At 46.6% G+C, this 17,934-nt stretch carries 16 protein-coding genes; 4 read left to right on the forward strand and 12 right to left on the reverse strand.

The features are described from left to right. Nucleotides 1-146: 146 nt before the first annotated feature. The 12 genes from BC351_RS17480 to ilvB form a co-directional block, all read right to left on the reverse strand. Nucleotides 147-1,832 (reverse strand): response regulator transcription factor, encoded by a 1,686-nt coding sequence (locus tag BC351_RS17480; protein WP_158082126.1) that lies wholly within the window; start codon nt 1,830-1,832, stop codon nt 147-149. Further along, entirely contained in the window at nt 1,825-3,570 is a 1,746-nt protein-coding gene (locus tag BC351_RS17485; RefSeq protein WP_079414034.1) for a sensor histidine kinase, read from the reverse strand. Before BC351_RS17485 ends, BC351_RS17480 begins: the two co-directional genes overlap by 8 nt. A 437-nt stretch (nt 3,571-4,007) precedes the next feature. Further along, nucleotides 4,008-4,385, reverse strand: a complete 378-nt coding sequence (locus BC351_RS17490) for a glycine cleavage system protein H (RefSeq protein WP_079414035.1) — start codon at nt 4,383-4,385, stop codon at nt 4,008-4,010. An 81-nt stretch (nt 4,386-4,466) separates the two neighbouring features. Continuing rightward, nucleotides 4,467-5,015, reverse strand: coding sequence for a peroxiredoxin (locus BC351_RS17495; protein ID WP_079414036.1), 549 nt, complete (start codon nt 5,013-5,015; stop codon nt 4,467-4,469). Nucleotides 5,016-5,251: 236 nt separating this feature from the next. Further along, entirely contained in the window at nt 5,252-6,331 is a 1,080-nt protein-coding gene (leuB, locus tag BC351_RS17500; RefSeq protein ID WP_079414037.1) for a 3-isopropylmalate dehydrogenase, read from the reverse strand. A gap of 152 nt (nt 6,332-6,483) precedes the next feature. After that, nucleotides 6,484-7,329: a VanW family protein gene (locus BC351_RS17505; RefSeq protein WP_079414038.1), complete on the reverse strand. Its 846-nt coding sequence runs from the start codon at nt 7,327-7,329 to the stop codon at nt 6,484-6,486. Continuing rightward, a complete protein-coding gene (locus tag BC351_RS17510) occupies nt 7,326-7,595 on the reverse strand; it encodes a hypothetical protein (RefSeq protein WP_079414039.1) in 270 nt (89 codons plus the stop codon). The genes BC351_RS17505 and BC351_RS17510 overlap by 4 nt, the downstream gene beginning before the upstream one ends. Nucleotides 7,596-7,705: 110 nt before the next feature. After that, nucleotides 7,706-8,902, reverse strand: coding sequence for an aminotransferase-like domain-containing protein (locus tag BC351_RS17515; RefSeq protein ID WP_079414196.1), 1,197 nt, complete (start codon nt 8,900-8,902; stop codon nt 7,706-7,708). Between the two features lie 74 nt (nt 8,903-8,976). Further along, nucleotides 8,977-10,524 (reverse strand): 2-isopropylmalate synthase, encoded by a 1,548-nt coding sequence (locus BC351_RS17520; RefSeq protein ID WP_079414040.1) that lies wholly within the window; start codon nt 10,522-10,524, stop codon nt 8,977-8,979. 331 nt (nt 10,525-10,855) lie between these two features. After that, entirely contained in the window at nt 10,856-11,848 is a 993-nt protein-coding gene (gene ilvC / locus BC351_RS17525; RefSeq protein ID WP_079414041.1) for a ketol-acid reductoisomerase, read from the reverse strand. A 192-nt stretch (nt 11,849-12,040) separates the two neighbouring features. Beyond that, nucleotides 12,041-12,532 (reverse strand): acetolactate synthase small subunit, encoded by a 492-nt coding sequence (ilvN, locus tag BC351_RS17530; RefSeq protein ID WP_079414042.1) that lies wholly within the window; start codon nt 12,530-12,532, stop codon nt 12,041-12,043. Continuing rightward, the gene (ilvB, locus tag BC351_RS17535) at nt 12,529-14,274 is read right to left on the reverse strand and encodes a biosynthetic-type acetolactate synthase large subunit (protein ID WP_079414043.1); all 1,746 of its coding nucleotides are present in this window, start codon (nt 14,272-14,274) and stop codon (nt 12,529-12,531) included. The genes ilvN and ilvB overlap by 4 nt, the downstream gene beginning before the upstream one ends. Nucleotides 14,275-14,988: 714 nt before the next feature. Between ilvB and BC351_RS17540 the strand changes: the two genes are divergently transcribed. From BC351_RS17540 to BC351_RS17555, 4 genes are read left to right on the forward strand one after another with little or no spacing between them, the layout of a single operon-like run. Then, nucleotides 14,989-15,573, forward strand: a complete 585-nt coding sequence (locus BC351_RS17540) for a TetR/AcrR family transcriptional regulator (protein ID WP_079414044.1) — start codon at nt 14,989-14,991, stop codon at nt 15,571-15,573. 39 nt (nt 15,574-15,612) lie between these two features. Continuing rightward, nucleotides 15,613-16,479, forward strand: a complete 867-nt coding sequence (locus BC351_RS17545; RefSeq protein ID WP_079414045.1) for a transporter substrate-binding domain-containing protein — start codon at nt 15,613-15,615, stop codon at nt 16,477-16,479. A gap of 27 nt (nt 16,480-16,506) precedes the next feature. Further along, complete coding sequence (locus tag BC351_RS17550) at nt 16,507-17,151, forward strand: amino acid ABC transporter permease (protein WP_079414046.1); 645 nt, start codon at nt 16,507-16,509, stop codon at nt 17,149-17,151. A 12-nt stretch (nt 17,152-17,163) separates the two neighbouring features. Then, complete coding sequence (locus BC351_RS17555; RefSeq protein ID WP_079414047.1) at nt 17,164-17,916, forward strand: amino acid ABC transporter ATP-binding protein; 753 nt, start codon at nt 17,164-17,166, stop codon at nt 17,914-17,916. Nucleotides 17,917-17,934 lie beyond the last annotated feature (18 nt).

A 17,934-nucleotide genomic window follows, 5' to 3' on the forward strand; every position in this document is an offset into this window, starting at 1 on the left:
TATACCCCCCACATTTTATGCGAATTAAGAAACTGGAACTATCGTTGTTAATGGTCTGTGGTAAAGGCTCGAGCTTTACTGTACTTATTGTAATGCTGCGGAATGAACAACCGCTATACTAAACTGTTTACATCGTTCTGTTTTGTTTACTTCCTTGTTTTATGGAGGATCGCTTCCCTGAATTCCTGTGGCGACACCTCTTTCATCTTTCGGAAAAATGCTGTGAAGTAAGACGGAGATTCAAAACCCAATTTCAAAGCAATTTCATTTATTTTCATCTGCATATCCTCCAGCAGGCTCACCGCTGTCTCCGCTTTGGTTGCATTAATATAATCGGACAGATTCCGCCCCGTAAGCTGCTTATAGAAACGCGATAGATATGAAGGGTTGAAATGGACCACTTCAGCGATTCTGGCAAGGGAAAGATCACCGCTCAAATTCTCGTTAATAAACCTGTGAATGCGCTCAACCAACAAATTTTCTCCCTTTTCAACCTGCTGCTGTTTCTCCAGGCATATCTGTTTGCCGAGTTCGAGATAATACGTTTCCACCGCCATCCAATCGCCGGGAATGTCCATCATAGCAAAACTTTCGATCGGCATCTGATCCTTGGCTCTGTCCGATAGATGTTGATTATTGATATTGGCTAAGAAGACCAGCACAAACGCATAATACCTTTCTAGACCGAGAAGGTAATTCTGAGAAGTTTCATGTTGCAAGCTGATGATCAACTCTTTGCAAATCGTTTCTGCTTGGAGCTCATCCCCTTCATCCAACTTCTTTTCCAGCAAGCGCAGCTTTTTGTTAAATTCGTCCGAATAGGCAGCAAACTTGGAAGGCTCCACTTTAAAAAGTCCGTTCGCCATGCCAAGGTCCATCATCGTCATTTTTTGCCCGGATACCATTCTTTTCTTAATCATCGCTTTCACCAGATCGAATTCTTTATGCAGGTTGTCCCATTCCACGGCGCCTCTTGATATGACGAAAGATACGTCCATTTGTAGCAAATCGCGGCACGCATTTTGAACGGATTCAAGGATGCCTTTTAAATAGGTGACAAGTCCTCTCCAATCGATCGCATCGTCTTCATTTCGAAATCTGTCCGTATTGGCAGCTAGTTGCAGAAACGAAATCATCATCGAATTTTCGTAGACAATCTCTTCGCTTGTCAGCATAGAAGGCCAATACTGTTCAATTAAATTTCGCACGGCATACAGGGCGTTTCGTTTATTGGCATACGACATGCCTTCAGACCAACTGTCAATCTTGCCAACGAGGAGCAGCACAGGCGCTTCCCGATTCAACTTTATGGCTTGTTCAGCAAATAATTCTTCGGATAAAAGGTCATTTACACGCTCTCCTAATAACAGTGCCTCGAACAATTCCTTTTTCAGCAACGGCGCCATGACCAGCATTTGGTTTCGGGCCTTATCCACGATATCCTTGTTCTTAAGCTCATCCTCTATTTTCTTTAACGCATTCGAGACCGCCCCGATAACGACCTTATCTTCTTCCGTTTTCAAAATATAGCTTTCCACATTTTTTTGAATCGCCGTGTAGACATAATCAAACTCGTTATGCCCCGTCAAAAAAATAATTTTGCAGGCTGGCCAATAAAATAAAATTTCATCCATTAACTGCAAGCCATTTTTCTCCGGCATACGAATATCGCTGAGCACAACATCAATCTTCGTCTTCTTGATTATGTCTATCGCCTCAAACGCCGAGTACGCCTTGCAGATATCGAGATCAAGCTCCTCCCTTTCCTGAAACATCTGTACCAATCCTTCAACAATCGCCGGTTCATCGTCAACAATTAAGAGTCTATACATCACTGCCGCCTCCATAATTAAAATGAATGATCACTTCTGCTTTCAGCCCGCCATGTTCGCTTCTGGAAACAAATACGCCGCTAGGTTTGCCGTACTCCAACTGGATTCGCCTGCACACATTGATGATGCCTGTCTTTTCAAGAACAATCGAGCAATTAGCCAGCTTCTTCTGAAGGGCCTGAAGCCTTTCATCCGTCAGCTTATTTCCGTCATCCTCCACACAAATATACAAACTTTTTTTCTCGTAAGTGACCGTAATATGGATATTGCCGCCTTTACGTTCGTTCTCGAAAGCATGCTCAAAGGTATTTTCGATAATCGGCTGCAGGATCAGACGAGGCACCATGAGATGCTTGCAGGCATCTGGAATTTCACCGGCAACGACATGAATCCGATTCGAAAACCGTATACGCTGGATCTCCACATAATCCATAGCATGCCGATATTCCATGTCAAACGGCACCTCATCCGCACCGCTTCTTGTAACAAACTGATAATAACTGCCGAGCTTCTGGGCTAAAGTGGCCACGGTTTCATAATCCTTCGCCTTGCACATCATATAAATATTGAAAAATCCATTATACAAAAAGTGCGGCTTGATCTGCGACTGCAGCTGCTTTAATTCCGAATGCTGCAGCGCCATCTTTTGCTCATAATTTTGCCGGATGGATTGCCTCAGCTTGTCGATCATCTTATCGAAGCTCCTGTAGAGATAGCCAAACTCAATATCATTTTTCGGTCTAATCAAAATATCCAGGTTATCCGTTTCCAGCGTTCTGAACGCAGCAATCAGTTCTTTCAATGGGTTGTGAATCATCAATTTGACTGAAAATGAAAAAACAATAATAATGACAACCGAAACCAGCGACATAACAAGCAGCCAAATATTAAATGTCTTAAGAGACCCCGTGAGCTCATTTTGGTTCATATAGGAATAGAGTGATAATCCGAGCGTACTTATGTGGTTGTAAGTTATCCTGTAACTTTGATCTCCAAATTTCAAGATATGGCTATCATCATTCTTATTGCTCTGCTCCACGGAAACATTATCCTGTATTTTCCTTACAATAGAGTCATCGTGCTTGGACGATATATAGTAGCTAAAATCCTCATTGGTAATAAAAGCTCCCGAGTAGCCGTAATTGCCCACTAATTGATCTAATGTCTTTTCCAGCTTCTTAACGGAAAGCTCCAAATACACAATTACACTTGAATTGTTCGCTGCTTCGATAAAAAACAATCTTCCTCCCTGATAATAAATGGAAGATTTATTGCTATTTGAATATAATTTACCAATTATTTCATACTCCTGATTCGGCAGCTTATTGATACCGCTTTGGGTAGAGATCGTTCTTCCGAATGATTTCATATATACCCCGGTGTTCAGCAAATAATCACTCGAGTTCTGTATCGTGGACAAGCGTTCCTTAACCCTGTTTACGAGTTGGATTTCTTCAAACACATCCAGTGTGCCTGACAGAAAGTTTAGCTTCTGGAGATCGGAATCATTGACAACCTGCAGCTGCTGATTGCGAATGAAGGAAATCTGATCATCCAACTGGTTCGAATAAAATTGCGCCTTAGACTGGATGGAGTCGGAAAATTCCTGTTTAATAAAGGATTGCCCCTTCATATTCATCAGCAGATTGACGAAATAGACAGGAATAATCAAGGCGGCAAAAACGATAATCACTTTTTGATACACGTACAATTTGGGAATCCTTGTTGTTTTTATCACATTTCCCTCCCTAGGACATCCAACTTCAAAATGAATTTATGCCTATAAGCTTAGCATGAAATGAATAAGCCTTGTATACGGGTTGGCAAAAAAAGCAGCCCTCTAAGTAGATAAACCTACTTGAGGGCAGCTTCATTGTATTGAAATTAGGAAGAGTACTGTGGCTTGAGATTGGTGTAAGCTGGTCGTTTGCCTCAGGTTCTTACGTTTCACATATTCCTGCGATTATGCAGGTTTTTCGTCTTGCGAATAGGCAAAATGGTGAAAAGCCTGCGATTGTGCATCCTTTCGAGACCTTTTCTCCATTCCAGGATGAAAAACCTTAAAAAGCCTGCACAATCGCAGGCTTTCTAAGGTTTTCACACGATTTGATCGAAAAAGCCTGTATTTACGCAGGCTTTACACAAGCTTTTCAAAATAAGTAAGTTTTACGCACCTTATTCATTTTCAACCTGATAAGAATTCGCATCCCAGAGCTGTTCCAGCTCTGATGCCTGACTCCACTGAACAGCGAATAGCCATCCTTTGTCATAGGGCGATTCGTTCAGCAGTTGGGCAGCTCGCTCTAGCAGAATATTCACAGCGGTTATTTTCCCGGATAGGGGAGAATGTAGATCATGCTCGTTGTCCACAGTCTCTAGCGAGCCTATGAACTCGTTTTGCTTGACTATTGCTTCCCGCTCTGGCAATTCAATATAAAGTATCATTCCTAGCTTCTCTAGCCCGCTCTCGGTTAACCCAATAACAGCCCGATCCCCTTCTTGGCGGACCCAGAAATGATCTCTTGTATACTTCAAATTCGCAGGTACCGACATCTCTGTTCTCCTTCAAGAAGAAAAGCTCCTCGGCCCGCATTCGCATGCCAACCTGAGGAGCTTCTCTGTATGGTCTAAAGCTTATTTGACAACCAGGTTTTTGTCGCCTGGTTTCCAGTTCATTGGGCACAATCCGCCGGATTGAAGCGCTTGAAGCACACGAAGTGTTTCTTCTACGCTGCGGCCTACGTCGTTGTGGTTAACAACTTCGTATTTCAGTTCGCCTTCTGGATCGATGATGAAAAGACCGCGAAGCGCGATACCTTCTTCTTCAATCAGAACGCCGTAGTCACGAGCTACGGATTTCGTGATGTCAGCAGCAAGTGGGAATTCCAATTTGCCAAGACCGTTGTCGTTGATTGGTGTGTTGATCCATGCTTTGTGAGTATGGATACTGTCGATGGAAACACCTAGAATTTCAGTGTCCAATTCTTTGAATTGAGCAGCTGCATGACTAAGTGCTGTAATTTCTGTTGGACATACGAATGTGAAGTCCAATGGGTAGAAGAAAAGAACTAACCATTTTCCTTTGTAATCAGACAAAGATGCTTTACCAAACTCTTTACCGTCGCCTGTAGCTGTCTCCATTGTAAAATCAGGAGCTTGTTTACCAACTAAACGCTCTGCCATGTATAATTCCTCCTCAAATCTATCTTATTCGTATAAAATGGTAACATCCGTCTACTTGAAAGTCAATAATTAGATCAAATACTATCTAATAATTATTTTAATATATGGAAGGTTCATGACCGAGGCGGAATGCTTGATCTGGACTGCCGCCTTTACGCTTCAGTAACAAGTGCTTCCCCTCAAAAAAAGCTCGCTTTCCGAAGCATCGGGTGCCTCGGCAAGCAAGCTTATTTTTACTATTTACGCATAGCGTCTACGATCAGTTGGCCCATTGCCAGTGTTCCAATCGCTTGGCTCTTATCTACAGCGATGTCGCCTGTGCGGTGACCTGCATCCAATACTTCTTTCACTGCGCGCTCGATTGAATCCGCTGCTTCGTGGTAACCAAACGTCAGACGGAACATCAAAGCAACAGAAAGGATCGTTGCGATTGGGTTGGAAATACCTAGGCCAGCGATATCAGGCGCAGAGCCGTGTACCGGCTCGTACAAGCCGAAGCTGCCTTCGCCAAGAGAAGCGGAAGCCAACATACCGATGGAGCCTGTCAGCATCGCTGCTTCATCGCTCAAGATGTCGCCGAACATGTTCTCTGTTACGATAACGTCGAAGCTGGATGGACGACGAAGCAATTGCATCGCACAGTTGTCCACGAGCACGTGTTCAAGCTCAACATCCGGATAGTCAACGGCAATACGGTTAACCGTTTCGCGCCATAGACGGGAAGTTTCCAGAACGTTCGCTTTGTCTACGGAAGCAAGCTTCTTACGGCGCGTTTGAGCAATTTCAAACGCTTGACGAGCAATACGCTCAATTTCCGTTACATTATATGCGCAAGTATCCACAGCTTCTTGACCGTTCGCTGTTTCACGACGGAATTTCTCACCGAAGTAGATCCCGCCAGTCAACTCACGAACAACGATCAAATCAGTGCCTTCCAACACTTCAGGTTTCAATGTGGAAGCTTCTTTCAAGCAGTCAAAAATGAAAGCCGGACGAATGTTCGAGAACAATCCGAGCGCTTTACGAATACCGAGCAAGCCTGTTTCAGGACGAAGCTCTTTGGAGTTGTTGTCCCATTTGGGTCCGCCAACTGCTCCAAGCAGAACAGCGTCTGCGGATTGGCAAACTTCCAATGTTTCTTGCGGAAGCGGTGTACCTTTCTCATCAATCGCAATACCGCCGAACAAAGCGTGCTCTGTTTCAAATTGATAACCGAATAATTCTTCGGTACGTTTCAATACTTTTTCTGCTTCTGCAACAACTTCTGGACCAATGCCGTCTCCAGCAATGATCGCAATTTTTTTTACATCTGCCATGACTGTCATTCACTCCTTAAATTTGGAAAACTATTTATAAGCATCTACTATCGCTATATGATGCTCTCATTGTAACATAAGATAACCTTCCTCATTAGATATAAAAGCTATTGCTTTTATAGGTTTCACCTATAAAGATGTGTTGGGAAAACTTAATTAGCGGCTTCCCCCGTTTTGGCCGAACATTCGCCTTGCTCGAGCAATGGCTCGTACATCATAATCGCATGATTTTCCGTAATCCATTCGTCTCCAACCAACTCATCCTGTTGATTGAACACTTTGCGATGAATCTCATTGTGGCGAACATAACCACCCCAATATTCTCGCGTGATCCAGTGATTCCGCTCATAAATTTCATACGTATGAATCGGTGGCATTTCCGCTCGCCATTCTCCAACCAAATGTGACTCCGTTAATCGAATCGCAAGTTGATAGGTCTGCTGGGTATCATTGCGAATCTGAAGATCCAAATAATTATAAAAGCATGTAGCTCCTGTGCCAAAAGGCTGAGTCCTGCCTGCATCCGGAAATACGTCATAGCTATGACGATACCTTTCTGTCACCGTTAGCGGCGAGTGGAGAGTCATCCAATAGATTAAATTGGAAAGCTGGCATAAGCCGCCTCCAACCCCTGCTGTTACTTTGCCATGAAAAAGCACCATGCCATCCTGATAGCCTTTGTGACGTGTTGTACGGCCAATTAACCGCCAATAGGAAAAGGTTTCACCTGGTCTCAAGACAATACCATTCAACTTATCTGCCGCAAGTCTTAAATTGGTTACTTTATTATGCTGCAGCCACATCTCCACATCCTTTAGTTTCCTGAGCAGTGGCGTTGCGTGCGTGAAAATGACATGAGGCAATTTCTCCTCTTGTTTCTTCTTGGCATAAGCTTTCCCGTCCAAAATCCATTGAAAATAACGCCTAAGTCGAAAGGCTTTGATACCCAAATAAATACGAGCCCGGCTCCGGTGTATTGGTTTAAGGGACTCTCTCATATTTTTGAAATCACAACGGATGCTAGTATTCCCAGGATAGAGATCCAAAAGAAATAAGATTTAACAATCCTTCCTACGGATGAATCTTGAAGTTTAAACAGTTTCTTCGGGCTGTGCTCCATATTCAAATCGGTCACAGCGCCATGGATCCCATCCAAGCCGGTTACCTTGGTAAATCCTTGGCTCAGCATCCCTTTTGCCACACAAGTAATCAACAATAAGACCAGGGAACCCATGAATAAATAATTAGATACCTCTCTGAGCATGATGTTTTCCTCCTCGTATGATGACCTGTAATTATCATAATTTGGAAAATAATCCAAGTCAACTTATAAAAAAAAAGCACCTCAGCCATCGCTTGGGTGCTTTTCATTGATTAGGCATTTTGCAGATAGGACTCCATAGCTTTCCCTAACTTCTGCATACCCAGAATCGTGTTCGCACGATCGGTATGCGTGTAGTTCAGGCGCATTGTGTTGTACTGCGGATTTTCCGCGAAAAACGTAGATCCTGGAACAAAGGCTACGCCTTCTTTAACGGCAATTTTGAGCAAATCCTCTGCACGGATATGTTCTGGAAGCTCTACCCAGATGAACATGCCGCCTTTCGGTTCTTCCCATTTCAACCCAGGCCAGTTCAGCTCTGCCAGCAGCCCTGACATGAACTTCATACGATCGTGATACTGCTCACGAATCAGGGAGATATGCGCATCAAGATCAAAATTCTCTAGCAAATGATACAGCGTCTGCTGATCAATCGTGCTGGAATGCAGATCAGCCGATTGCTTGAAACGGGCAATTTGGCGGATGATCGTCTCGTCACCGATAACCCATCCTGAGCGGAACGCAGGTGCAACAGTTTTAGAGAACGTGCTCGTGTATACGACATTTCCGCCTTCTGCTTTACCGCCAAGCGAGAAAACTGTCGGGTAGCTTTCATTCTCATCGAATTGAATCTCTCCATACGGATCATCTTCCAGAATGAGCACATCCGCGCCGCGGCAAATATCAAGCAAGCCTTGACGGCGTTCCAAGCTCCATGCACGGCCTGCCGGGTTGGAAAACGTAGGAATGACATACACCATTTTCGGGTTGTACTGTTTGATTTTAGCTGACAAGTCCTCAAGAATCATCCCGTCATTATCGCTGTCTACGGAGTAAATCTTGGCTCCTTTAGCTTGAAAAACTTGAATGGCAGCCAAGTAAGTCGGACTTTCCACCAAAATGACATCGCCTTCATCAATGTACACACGTGTAAGTAGATCAATCGCTTGCTGGGAACCAGTCGTCAGCAGCATCTCATCCGGAGTTACGTGCATGTTCTTGGCAGCCATCCGTTTGCACAGAGACTCACGCAGCGGCTTATAGCCTTCTGTCAGCCCATATTGCAGCGCGGATTTGCCGCCTTCAATAACACGTTTGAACGCATCGCTAACCGCATCCAACGGGAAAAACTCTTCCGCAGGCAATCCGCCGGCAAAAGAAATGATCGAACTGCCTTGTGTCAGCTTGAGAATTTCTCTGACTGCCGAGGATGAGAAGCCTTCCAACGATTTCGAAAATCGATATTTCATAAATGGACGCATCCTTTCACATTTGTAGAAAGCACCCCTCCTCTTGCATGGAGGCGAGGTGCTTATCCGGTTGATTATATCAACGTAACGTTGCTTCTGTTGCTGGTTGGGGTTTTGCGTTTCTCGATGAGCCTGTTCACAGCATCCAAATAAGCTTTGGCGCTTGCTTCGAGGATATCCGTCGAAATACCGCGTCCTTGAACGGACACATCGTTTTGTTTCAACACAACGTGAACTTCGCCGAGCGCATCTTTCCCGTGGGAAACGGATTTGATGGAGTAGTCGTCCAGCTCCACCTCTTCCTTCGTTGCTTTGTCGATCGCATTGTAAATCGCATCAACCGAGCCGTTGCCGACTGCGCTTTCTGCGACTTCACTGCCATCTTCGAAGCGCACGTGAACAGTTGCCGTTGGCGTCATTTGGTTGCCGTACGTCACTTGAAGCGTTCCGAGCGCGAATACTTCCGGCGTCTCGATCAGCTTCTCTTCGATCAGCGCGCGAATATCCTCGTCTTCGACTTGCTTCTTGCGATCCGCCAAATCCTTGAACTTGGCGAAGGCCGCGTTCACTTGCTCGTCTCCGAGATCGTAGCCGAGGTCGATCAGCTTCTCACGGAACGCATGGCGTCCGGAGTGTTTGCCCATCACGAGCTTGCTTTCCTTGACACCGATGGTCTCTGGGGAAATAATCTCGTAGGTCGTTTTCTCTTTGAGCATCCCGTCCTGATGGATGCCGGACTCATGCGCGAACGCGTTGGCGCCGACGATCGCCTTATTGCCTGGCACCACCATGCCGGTCAGCTTGCTGACCAAACGGCTGGTGCGGTAAATCTCTTTCAACACAAGCGAGGTCTTGGCTTGGTAGAAATCTTGGCGCGTTTCGAGCGCCATGACAACTTCCTCGATCGAGGTGTTGCCTGCGCGCTCGCCGATGCCGTTGATGGTGCCTTCGATTTGATCGGCACCATTCAGAACGGCTGCCAGCGCGTTGGCTGTAGCCATGCCGAGATCGTCATGGCAGTGCGCGCTGAGCTGAATCTTCTCGACGCCAGGCACCTGCTCCTTGACGACTTTGAAGATGTTCCCGTAATCATAAGGCGTCATAAAGCCGACGGTATCCGGAATATTGACGACGGATGCTCCAGCCTTTACAGCCATCGCCGTTACTTCAACGATGAAATCAAGCTCTGTACGACCTGCGTCCTCAAGGGAAAACTCAATTTTGCTGAAATATTTCTTCGCATATTTAATGGCAGCTTCCGCGGCTTCCAGCACTTGGTGCTTCTCCATCCGCAGCTTATGCTGGCGATGAATCGGCGACGTTGCCAGGAATAGATGGATACAAGGGTCCACAGCGCCCTTCAGCGCTTCGCGAACAGCCTCAATATCATTCTCTCTCGAACGGGACAAACCGATGACAGAGGCATTCTTGATAGCTCTGGCAACGGCGTTAACGCCAGCCAAATCGCCTGGCGATGCCGCTGGGAAACCAGCCTCCATGCGATCGACACCCAGCTTCTCCAGCTGCAGCGCGATTTCGACCTTCTCCTGCATATTCAGGTTCACACCTGGCGATTGCTCTCCGTCTCTGAGCGTTGTATCAAAGATGTAGATTTTGCGCACCCATGGTCACCTCCTAAAGGATTCGATTGTTCCATTAATCCTCGATAACTAACCTTGACCGTTACGTTCTTCAGCATTTGTCTCCGATCGTTTCTTGAAAACGTGTCCCCTCATCCAATTAAACAAATGGTCGGGACACGTTTTCAAATACGAACGCTACGCTTCTCCGACAAACACTGAGACCTACACTAGGCTGTTCTTCGTAGAATTAAAAGTCACATTTATAATCTTTACTCGTCTGTATAGTATTCACAGGGAGTGATTGGGAAATTCTCCTCAATCACTCCCTGTGGAATGGTATAGCTATGGAATTCGTCAGGATGACGAATTATTATTTTTTGATCCAGTGCATCATTTCGCGCAGTTCTTTACCAACCACTTCGATTGGGTGCTCTGCTTCATTGCGGCGAGTTGCGTTCATGAACGCGAAGTTGGATTGGTTTTCCAAGATGAAGTCGCGAGCGAATTTACCTTGTTGGATATCCGTAAGAACAGCTTTCATCGCTTTTTTCGTTTCAGCTGTGATGATGCGAGGTCCAGTTACATAGTCACCGTACTCAGCTGTGTTGGAGATGGAGCTGCGCATGGAAGCAAGTCCGCCTTCATACATCATGTCAACGATCAATTTCAATTCGTGCAGACACTCGAAGTAAGCCATTTCTGGTGCATAACCAGCTTCAACCAATGTTTCGAAACCAGCTTTAACCAGTTCAGAAGCACCACCGCAAAGAACGGCTTGCTCACCGAACAAATCAGTTTCTGTTTCTTCACGGAAGGAAGTTTCGATAACCCCTGCGCGTGTACAGCCGATACCTTTGGCATAAGCAAGACCGATTGCTTTTGCGTTGCCAGTAGCGTCTTTTTCGATTGCGATCAAGCCAGGAACACCAAAGCCTTCAACGTACGTACGACGTACCATGTGACCTGGGGATTTTGGAGCTACCAAGAATACATCTGTACCTTCAGGAGCTACGATTTGTCCGAAATGGATGTTGAAACCGTGGGAGAACATGATCGCTGCGCCTTGTTTCATGTTCGGTTGAATGGACTCACGGTATACGCGAGCTTGCGTCTCATCCGGCATCAAGATTTGGATCACGTCAGCGCGACGTGCTGCTTCTTCAACAGAAACAACTTCAAAACCATCGTTTTTCGCAGCGTTCCAAGAACGGCCTTCACGAAGTCCGATAATAACGTTCAATCCACTGTCACGCAAGTTTTGTGCTTGTGCGTGCCCTTGGGAACCGTAACCAACCACTGCAATCGTTTTACCTTTAAGTACCGCTAAGTCTGCATCTTTTTCATAATAAGTAGTAACTGCCATTCGAATAAATCCTCCTTTGATATGATGAATCCGTATTTGTCTACCCCTTGAGTGGGTGTTTCAACGATTTACCCTCTGAAGCAAGCGAGCACCAGCATCGCCAGCGATCATCCTTTTAAAGCGCTAAAGAGTACGCCGCTGAAAGCCCCACTCAAGGAGGCTAACCTACTTTTCAACGTTGTTATGAATCTATTATCTTACTGAACCGCGAATCATGGCTGTAGCCCCTGTACGGGAAAGCTCGCGAATGCCGTATGGACGAAGCAATTCTACCATAGCATCTATTTTATCTGAATCTCCGACAACTTGCACGATAATTGAAGCTGGCCCAATATCCACAACCGCCGCGCGGAACGTTTCGACAATTCCGAGAATTTCCGGACGCATAATTGGTTCTGCATTTACTTTAATAAGGGCAAGCTCTCTAGCTACCATCGGGTTCGCGCTCAGATCAACGACTTTAATGACGTCAATCAGCTTGTACAATTGCTTGGAGATTTGCTCCAGCGTATTGTCATCCCCCGTTGTTACGATCACCATCCGGGAAAGCCCGAGTTCTTCGGACTCCCCAACAGTGATGCTTTCAATATTAAAGCCACGGCGTCCGAACAATCCGGATACACGCTGCAGAACACCTGGCTGATTGTTTACGAGTACGGAAACTGTATGTTTAGTAGTTGTCATTCCGAATCCCCCATTAACATGTCACTAATTGTATCGCCGGCTTTAACCATCGGGAACACGTTCTCTCCTTTAGGTACGACGAAATCAATAACGACAGGACCTGGTGTGTCGAGTGCTTCCTGCCATGCTCTTCTAGCTTCTTCTTTGGTCGTTGCCCGCAGGCCTTTCACGCCGTAAGCTTCTGCCAGCTTTACGAAATCCGGGCTGCCAGCCAAATCAATGTGGCTGTAGCGGTTCTCGTAAATGATTTCCTGCCACTGACGAACCATGCCGAGTACTTGGTTGTTAATAATAACAACCTTCACCGGAATGTTGTTAATCGCACAGATCGCAAGTTCTTGCGCGCACATTTGAACGCCGCCATCCCCATTAATGGAAACTACGAGTTTGTCCGGGTTCCCCATTTGAGCGCCGATCGCGGATGGGAATCCGAAGCCCATCGTACCGAGTCCGCCTGAGGTAACCAGCGAGCGCGGGTTTTTGAAGCGATAGAATTGTGCAGCCCACATTTGGTGCTGTCCAACGTCTGTCGTGATGATCGCTTCGCCTTTTGTCGTCTCACTGATCATTTCAACAACGAATTGCGGCTTCAATTCCGTTTCGGTATCCCCGTATTTCAAAGGGAACTTCACTTTATTGTCTTGAAGCTCTGCAATCCATGCCTCGTTCTTCGCAGGCTTTGCTTTCGTATTGGCGTAAGCCAGTACGGCTTTTACGTCGCCAACGCAAGGGATATCCGTCTTCACGTTTTTGCCGATTTCCGCCGGATCCACATCGATATGCGCGATGACTTTTACTTTTGGCGCAAATCCATCTAAATTCATCGTCACACGATCATCGAATCGGGAACCGATGGAAATCAATAGATCCGCATTTTGAATCGCGGTATTCGCTGTATAGGTTCCATGCATCCCCGGCATGCCGAGCCACAGCTCATGTGCGCTAGGGAAGCCGCTTAGGCCAAGCAAGGTTGTCGCAACCGGAATGCGAGTTTTGTTAACAAACTCAATCAGTTCCTCGGAAGCATCGGAGTAAACAACGCCGCCGCCTGCGATAATAACCGGACGCTCTGCCTCTTCAATGGCTTTGATCAGCTTATCAACTTGCAGCTTATTAGGCTGCACCGTTGGGTTGTAGCCGCGGATGCTAACATCTGTAGCTGGTTTAAATATCGTTTTATGAGCGGAGACATCCTTTGGTATGTCAATGAGAACCGGACCCTTACGACCTGAGTTGGCAATATGGAACGCTTCATGAATGATGCGCGGCAGGTCATTGACATCTCTAACCAAGTAGCTGTGTTTCGTAATCGGCATCGTAATACCGGTAATATCCGCCTCTTGGAAAGCATCCGTACCAATGAAGTTTGTAGCTACGTTCCCTGTAATCACGACTAACGGAACAGAATCCATATATGCAGTAGCAATTCCTGTGACGAGGTTGGTTGCCCCCGGTCCGGAAGTTGCGATACAAACACCAACTTTGCCTGTGGAACGAGCGTAACCATCCGCTGCGTGAATGGCGCCTTGCTCATGTCTAGTCAACAAGTGATTAAAATCATCAAAACCATGCATCGCATCATAGATGTACAATACAGCGCCGCCAGGGTATCCAAAGACGCAGTCCACACCCTCCAGCAATAAGCTTCTCAGCAAAATTTCAGAGCCTGTAATCAGGTCTGGCTGTGTCAGCTTTTCAATCAGTTCTTCTTTGGAGCGTTTTGGTTCAGTTTGAACATTCATTGTGATCCTCCTCTCGAAAAGTCAGTTCATGTGAAACGTTAAGCTTTTTTAAAAATAAGAAAAACCCCTATTCATCCCGCACACGCAATAAGCGTGTTAAACGGGACGAAAGGGGTTCAAGCTTCCGTGGTACCACCCAAGTTTGCTACGTACTTCACAGTCCATAGCCTTAGCAGGTATGCTCATGAATGAACAATACCTTCAGCACGATAACGTGTGCTTTTCCGATTCTCCCTACGGCATGCGATTCTGCATGTTTCAGGAAAACAGCTCCGAGGTGACTTCGTACGTAAGGGATTAAGGCGATGGTTTCAGCAGGTCCAACGCTCTCTGCGCATAAGTGCCCTTATTACTTCTTCCTCTTCATAGCCGATTCATTAATGTTGCTTCAGCATCATTGAATATGATTTAGAGATAATTATATGCATCCCCCGAACATTAGTCAATAGTTTGATCAAGAAACTGATCAATAAATTGTTCCGGTTAGGAAAACATATATCCATCTTCACAAAAATACAGCCAGTGACGCCATATGCCGCTCTCTGACATCACGTTCAAATTCCTCAGCGGATTCCATTATAAGCTTGACAACTAGCGGGTTTCAAAATATAGTAAACCTATCGGAATTACATTAACTGACTCGTCAGTTAAGAGATGAGGTGCTTATCACTGTCTACATCGCCGGACCAAGATCAGAACCGCCGTCAGCAGTTAATGAAAGGCGCCCTTGAGTTATTCGCACGCAAAGGTTATCACAGTACGAAAATATCCGATGTGGTTAAATCAGCCGGGGTGTCACAAGGAACTTTTTATTGGTACTTTCCAAGCAAAGAAAAGCTCGCCATCGACTTGATCGAAGAGGGTAGAGAGAAGCTAAGGAAAGTGATCGAGCAAGGCTACCGCAAGCATGCAGGTACAGTTGACGACATGATTCATTCGTCCGCCCGGCTGCTGACCGATTTATTCGAATTCGCCGACGAGAACCGGTATTTGATGGCGCTTTTGCTGATCAAAGGCCAAGGCACGGACCCTCCGGTCCAAGAAGCCGTTTCACAAACGTGGATCGCGTTCGAGGAAGCGTTCAAAGGCAATGTCGCGCGTGCCATTGAATTAGGGATGCTGCCCGGTTCCAAGGATTTGAATATTCGAGTCAACATACTGGTCGCATTATTTACAGGCGTGCTGTCCAAATGGCTGTTCGGGCCTATGCACGACGTCGATTTCCAGTCGCCTTACACTTCTTCCGAAATGGCCGAGGAAACGGCAAGGTTTGAAATTCGCGGTTTATTGGGAAGCTAAAAACACCCATTACATTCTTTACTAACAGGAGGCCACATCATGAACACCCAGACTAAGAAACTATTCAAATCCGTCTCGCTGGTCGGCGCTATCGTCATCGCGCTGACGGGATGCGCAACCAAACAATCCCCTGCCCCATCTCCGGTCAATACGGCGGCAAACACGCCGGCCGCGACGACTGCGTCATCGAACCTGCTGGAAACGATTAAGAAAAACGGCAAGATTCGCATCGGCTTGATGGGCACATACGCTCCTTACAACTTTTTGAACGACAAAAAAGAAGTCGATGGCTTTGACGCCGACGTCGCTAAGCAAGTCGCCAAACGCATCGGCGTACAGGCCGAATTCATCACTGGCGAATTCTCCGGGCTAATCGAAGGACTGCAAAAAGATAAATACGACGCGCTGATCAGTCAGGTAACTATCACAGACGACCGCAAGAAAACGATGGATTTTTCTACACCGTACATTAAAAACTCTGTTAGTATCGTCGTGAAAGCCGACAATACGACCATCAAATCGCTCGAAGACTTCAAGGGCAAAAAGATCGGTGTAGGCCTTGGGACAAACGACGAAAAATATTTGCGCGAAGTCGCTCTTCCGAAGGTCGGCAATTTTGAAATTCCCACCTACAACGACGTCATCACGTCATTGACGGACTTGAACGTAGGCCGAATTGATGCGACCATCAACAACATGTTTGCTATCCAGCCGCTGGTTGAAAAAAACAATTTTAAAATCAAAGCGGTAGGACAGCCTATTAAGGAAGATTTCGCCGGAATCGCGATTCGCAAAAATAATCAAGAACTGCTCGACGCGCTGAACAAGGCGCTGGCCGATATGAAGACTGACGGCACGTTCAAGGAAATTTTCAAAAAATGGTTTGGGGTCGACCCGACGATTTAATCGGCAGGAACGGGAGAGAAAGCATGCATGGAACTGGTTTTTAACAACGTAAACTTCCTGCTGACTGGCGCGTACTATACGCTTCTGATCACGATCATCTCGATGTTTTTCGGCTTTATTATCGCGCTGATCGTGGCGATCGCCCGTTTGAAAGGGAATTGGCTGGTCCGCAATGTGGCCAGAGGATATGTCTCCATCATTCGCGGAACTCCAATCCTTGTCCAAATCTTTATCGTCTACTACGGGTTGCCTGACTTCGGAATCACTTTCGGGCCGCTAACCGCGGCCTATATTTCTCTTAGCATCAACATCGGGGCGTACTTGTCGGAAACGTTCCGCGGCGCAATTCTTTCCGTAAGCAAAGGTCAGACGGAAGCGGCTTTGTCCCTCGGTTTGTCGCAGTGGCAAACGATGGTGAAGGTCATTCTTCCCCAGGCCGCCCGTGTCGCTATTCCCCCGATGGGCAATACCTTTATCGGGATGCTGAAGGAGACATCGCTCGTTTCTGTCGTTACAGTGACGGAACTGCTTCGTTCCGCGCAGCTGCTGATCGCACAGTACTATATTGCGATGCCATTCTACATCGCGATCGGCCTCATGTATTGGATCATGAGCATGGTCTTTTCCGGTATTCTCAACCGCGTTGAAACTAAATTATCTAAGGCTTATTAAGGGTGTGTACGCATGATAGAAGTAAACAGTCTTGGTAAACGTTTTGACGATTTGGAGGTGCTGAAAGGCATCGACATCCAAATTGGTGCGAAAGAAATCGTTGTTCTGATCGGACCGAGCGGCTCAGGCAAAAGCACGCTGCTGCGCTGCCTGAACGGTCTTGAGGAGCCAACGGAAGGCACAATTCGTGTCGGCGGCATCGAATGGAATCAGGCCATGTCGGCAAATATGAAAAAAGAAGCCATCCGGGGGATTCGCAATCTGACCGGGATGGTTTTTCAATCTTTTCACTTGTTTCCGCACATGACCGTCCTTGAAAATGTCACTATGGCGCCAATGACCGCCAAAAAAATGCCCAAGGAGCAAGCCGTTCGGCTTGCCGAATCGCTGTTAAGCAAAGTCGGCTTGCTTGAAAAAAGGGACGTTTACCCTTCCAAGCTTTCCGGCGGCCAGCAGCAGCGGGTGGCGATCGCCCGCTCGCTCGCCATGCAGCCGCAGATCATGCTCTTTGACGAGCCTACGTCGGCGCTGGACCCCGAATTGACCGGCGAAGTGCTTGCTGTTATGAAACAACTGGCCAAGGAGGGCATGACGATGATCGTCGTTACCCATGAAATGAAATTCGCACGGGAAGTTGCGAACCGCGTCATCTTCATGGCCGATGGCATTATTCAGGAGGAAGGCGTGCCCAAGCAGTTTTTTGCGCAGCCGCAAACCGAGCGGGCGCGCAAATTCCTCAGACAGTTGGATCAACAGCCGGACTGATGGGCAGTCATCATTACA

It is taken from the genome of Paenibacillus ferrarius (genome assembly GCF_002027705.1).
Classification (GTDB): domain Bacteria; phylum Bacillota; class Bacilli; order Paenibacillales; family NBRC-103111; genus Paenibacillus_E; species Paenibacillus_E ferrarius.

What these genes read in the sequence shown, in the direction of transcription:
- BC351_RS17480 (WP_158082126.1), bottom strand. Translation starts at nt 1,832, where the DNA reads ATGTATAGACTCTTAATTGTTGACGATGAACCGGCGATTGTTGAAGGA.
- ilvN (WP_079414042.1), bottom strand. Translation starts at nt 12,532, where the DNA reads ATGACAACTACTAAACATACAGTTTCCGTACTCGTAAACAATCAGCCA.
- BC351_RS17505 (WP_079414038.1), bottom strand. Translation starts at nt 7,329, where the DNA reads ATGAGAGAGTCCCTTAAACCAATACACCGGAGCCGGGCTCGTATTTAT.
- BC351_RS17515 (WP_079414196.1), bottom strand. Translation starts at nt 8,902, where the DNA reads ATGAAATATCGATTTTCGAAATCGTTGGAAGGCTTCTCATCCTCGGCA.
- BC351_RS17550 (WP_079414046.1), top strand. Translation starts at nt 16,507, where the DNA reads ATGGAACTGGTTTTTAACAACGTAAACTTCCTGCTGACTGGCGCGTAC.
- BC351_RS17540 (WP_079414044.1), top strand. Translation starts at nt 14,989, where the DNA reads ATGAAAGGCGCCCTTGAGTTATTCGCACGCAAAGGTTATCACAGTACG.
- ilvC (WP_079414041.1), bottom strand. Translation starts at nt 11,848, where the DNA reads ATGGCAGTTACTACTTATTATGAAAAAGATGCAGACTTAGCGGTACTT.
- leuB (WP_079414037.1), bottom strand. Translation starts at nt 6,331, where the DNA reads ATGGCAGATGTAAAAAAAATTGCGATCATTGCTGGAGACGGCATTGGT.
- BC351_RS17495 (WP_079414036.1), bottom strand. Translation starts at nt 5,015, where the DNA reads ATGGCAGAGCGTTTAGTTGGTAAACAAGCTCCTGATTTTACAATGGAG.
- BC351_RS17510 (WP_079414039.1), bottom strand. Translation starts at nt 7,595, where the DNA reads ATGCTCAGAGAGGTATCTAATTATTTATTCATGGGTTCCCTGGTCTTA.
- BC351_RS17490 (WP_079414035.1), bottom strand. Translation starts at nt 4,385, where the DNA reads ATGTCGGTACCTGCGAATTTGAAGTATACAAGAGATCATTTCTGGGTC.
- BC351_RS17555 (WP_079414047.1), top strand. Translation starts at nt 17,164, where the DNA reads ATGATAGAAGTAAACAGTCTTGGTAAACGTTTTGACGATTTGGAGGTG.
- ilvB (WP_079414043.1), bottom strand. Translation starts at nt 14,274, where the DNA reads ATGAATGTTCAAACTGAACCAAAACGCTCCAAAGAAGAACTGATTGAA.
- BC351_RS17545 (WP_079414045.1), top strand. Translation starts at nt 15,613, where the DNA reads ATGAACACCCAGACTAAGAAACTATTCAAATCCGTCTCGCTGGTCGGC.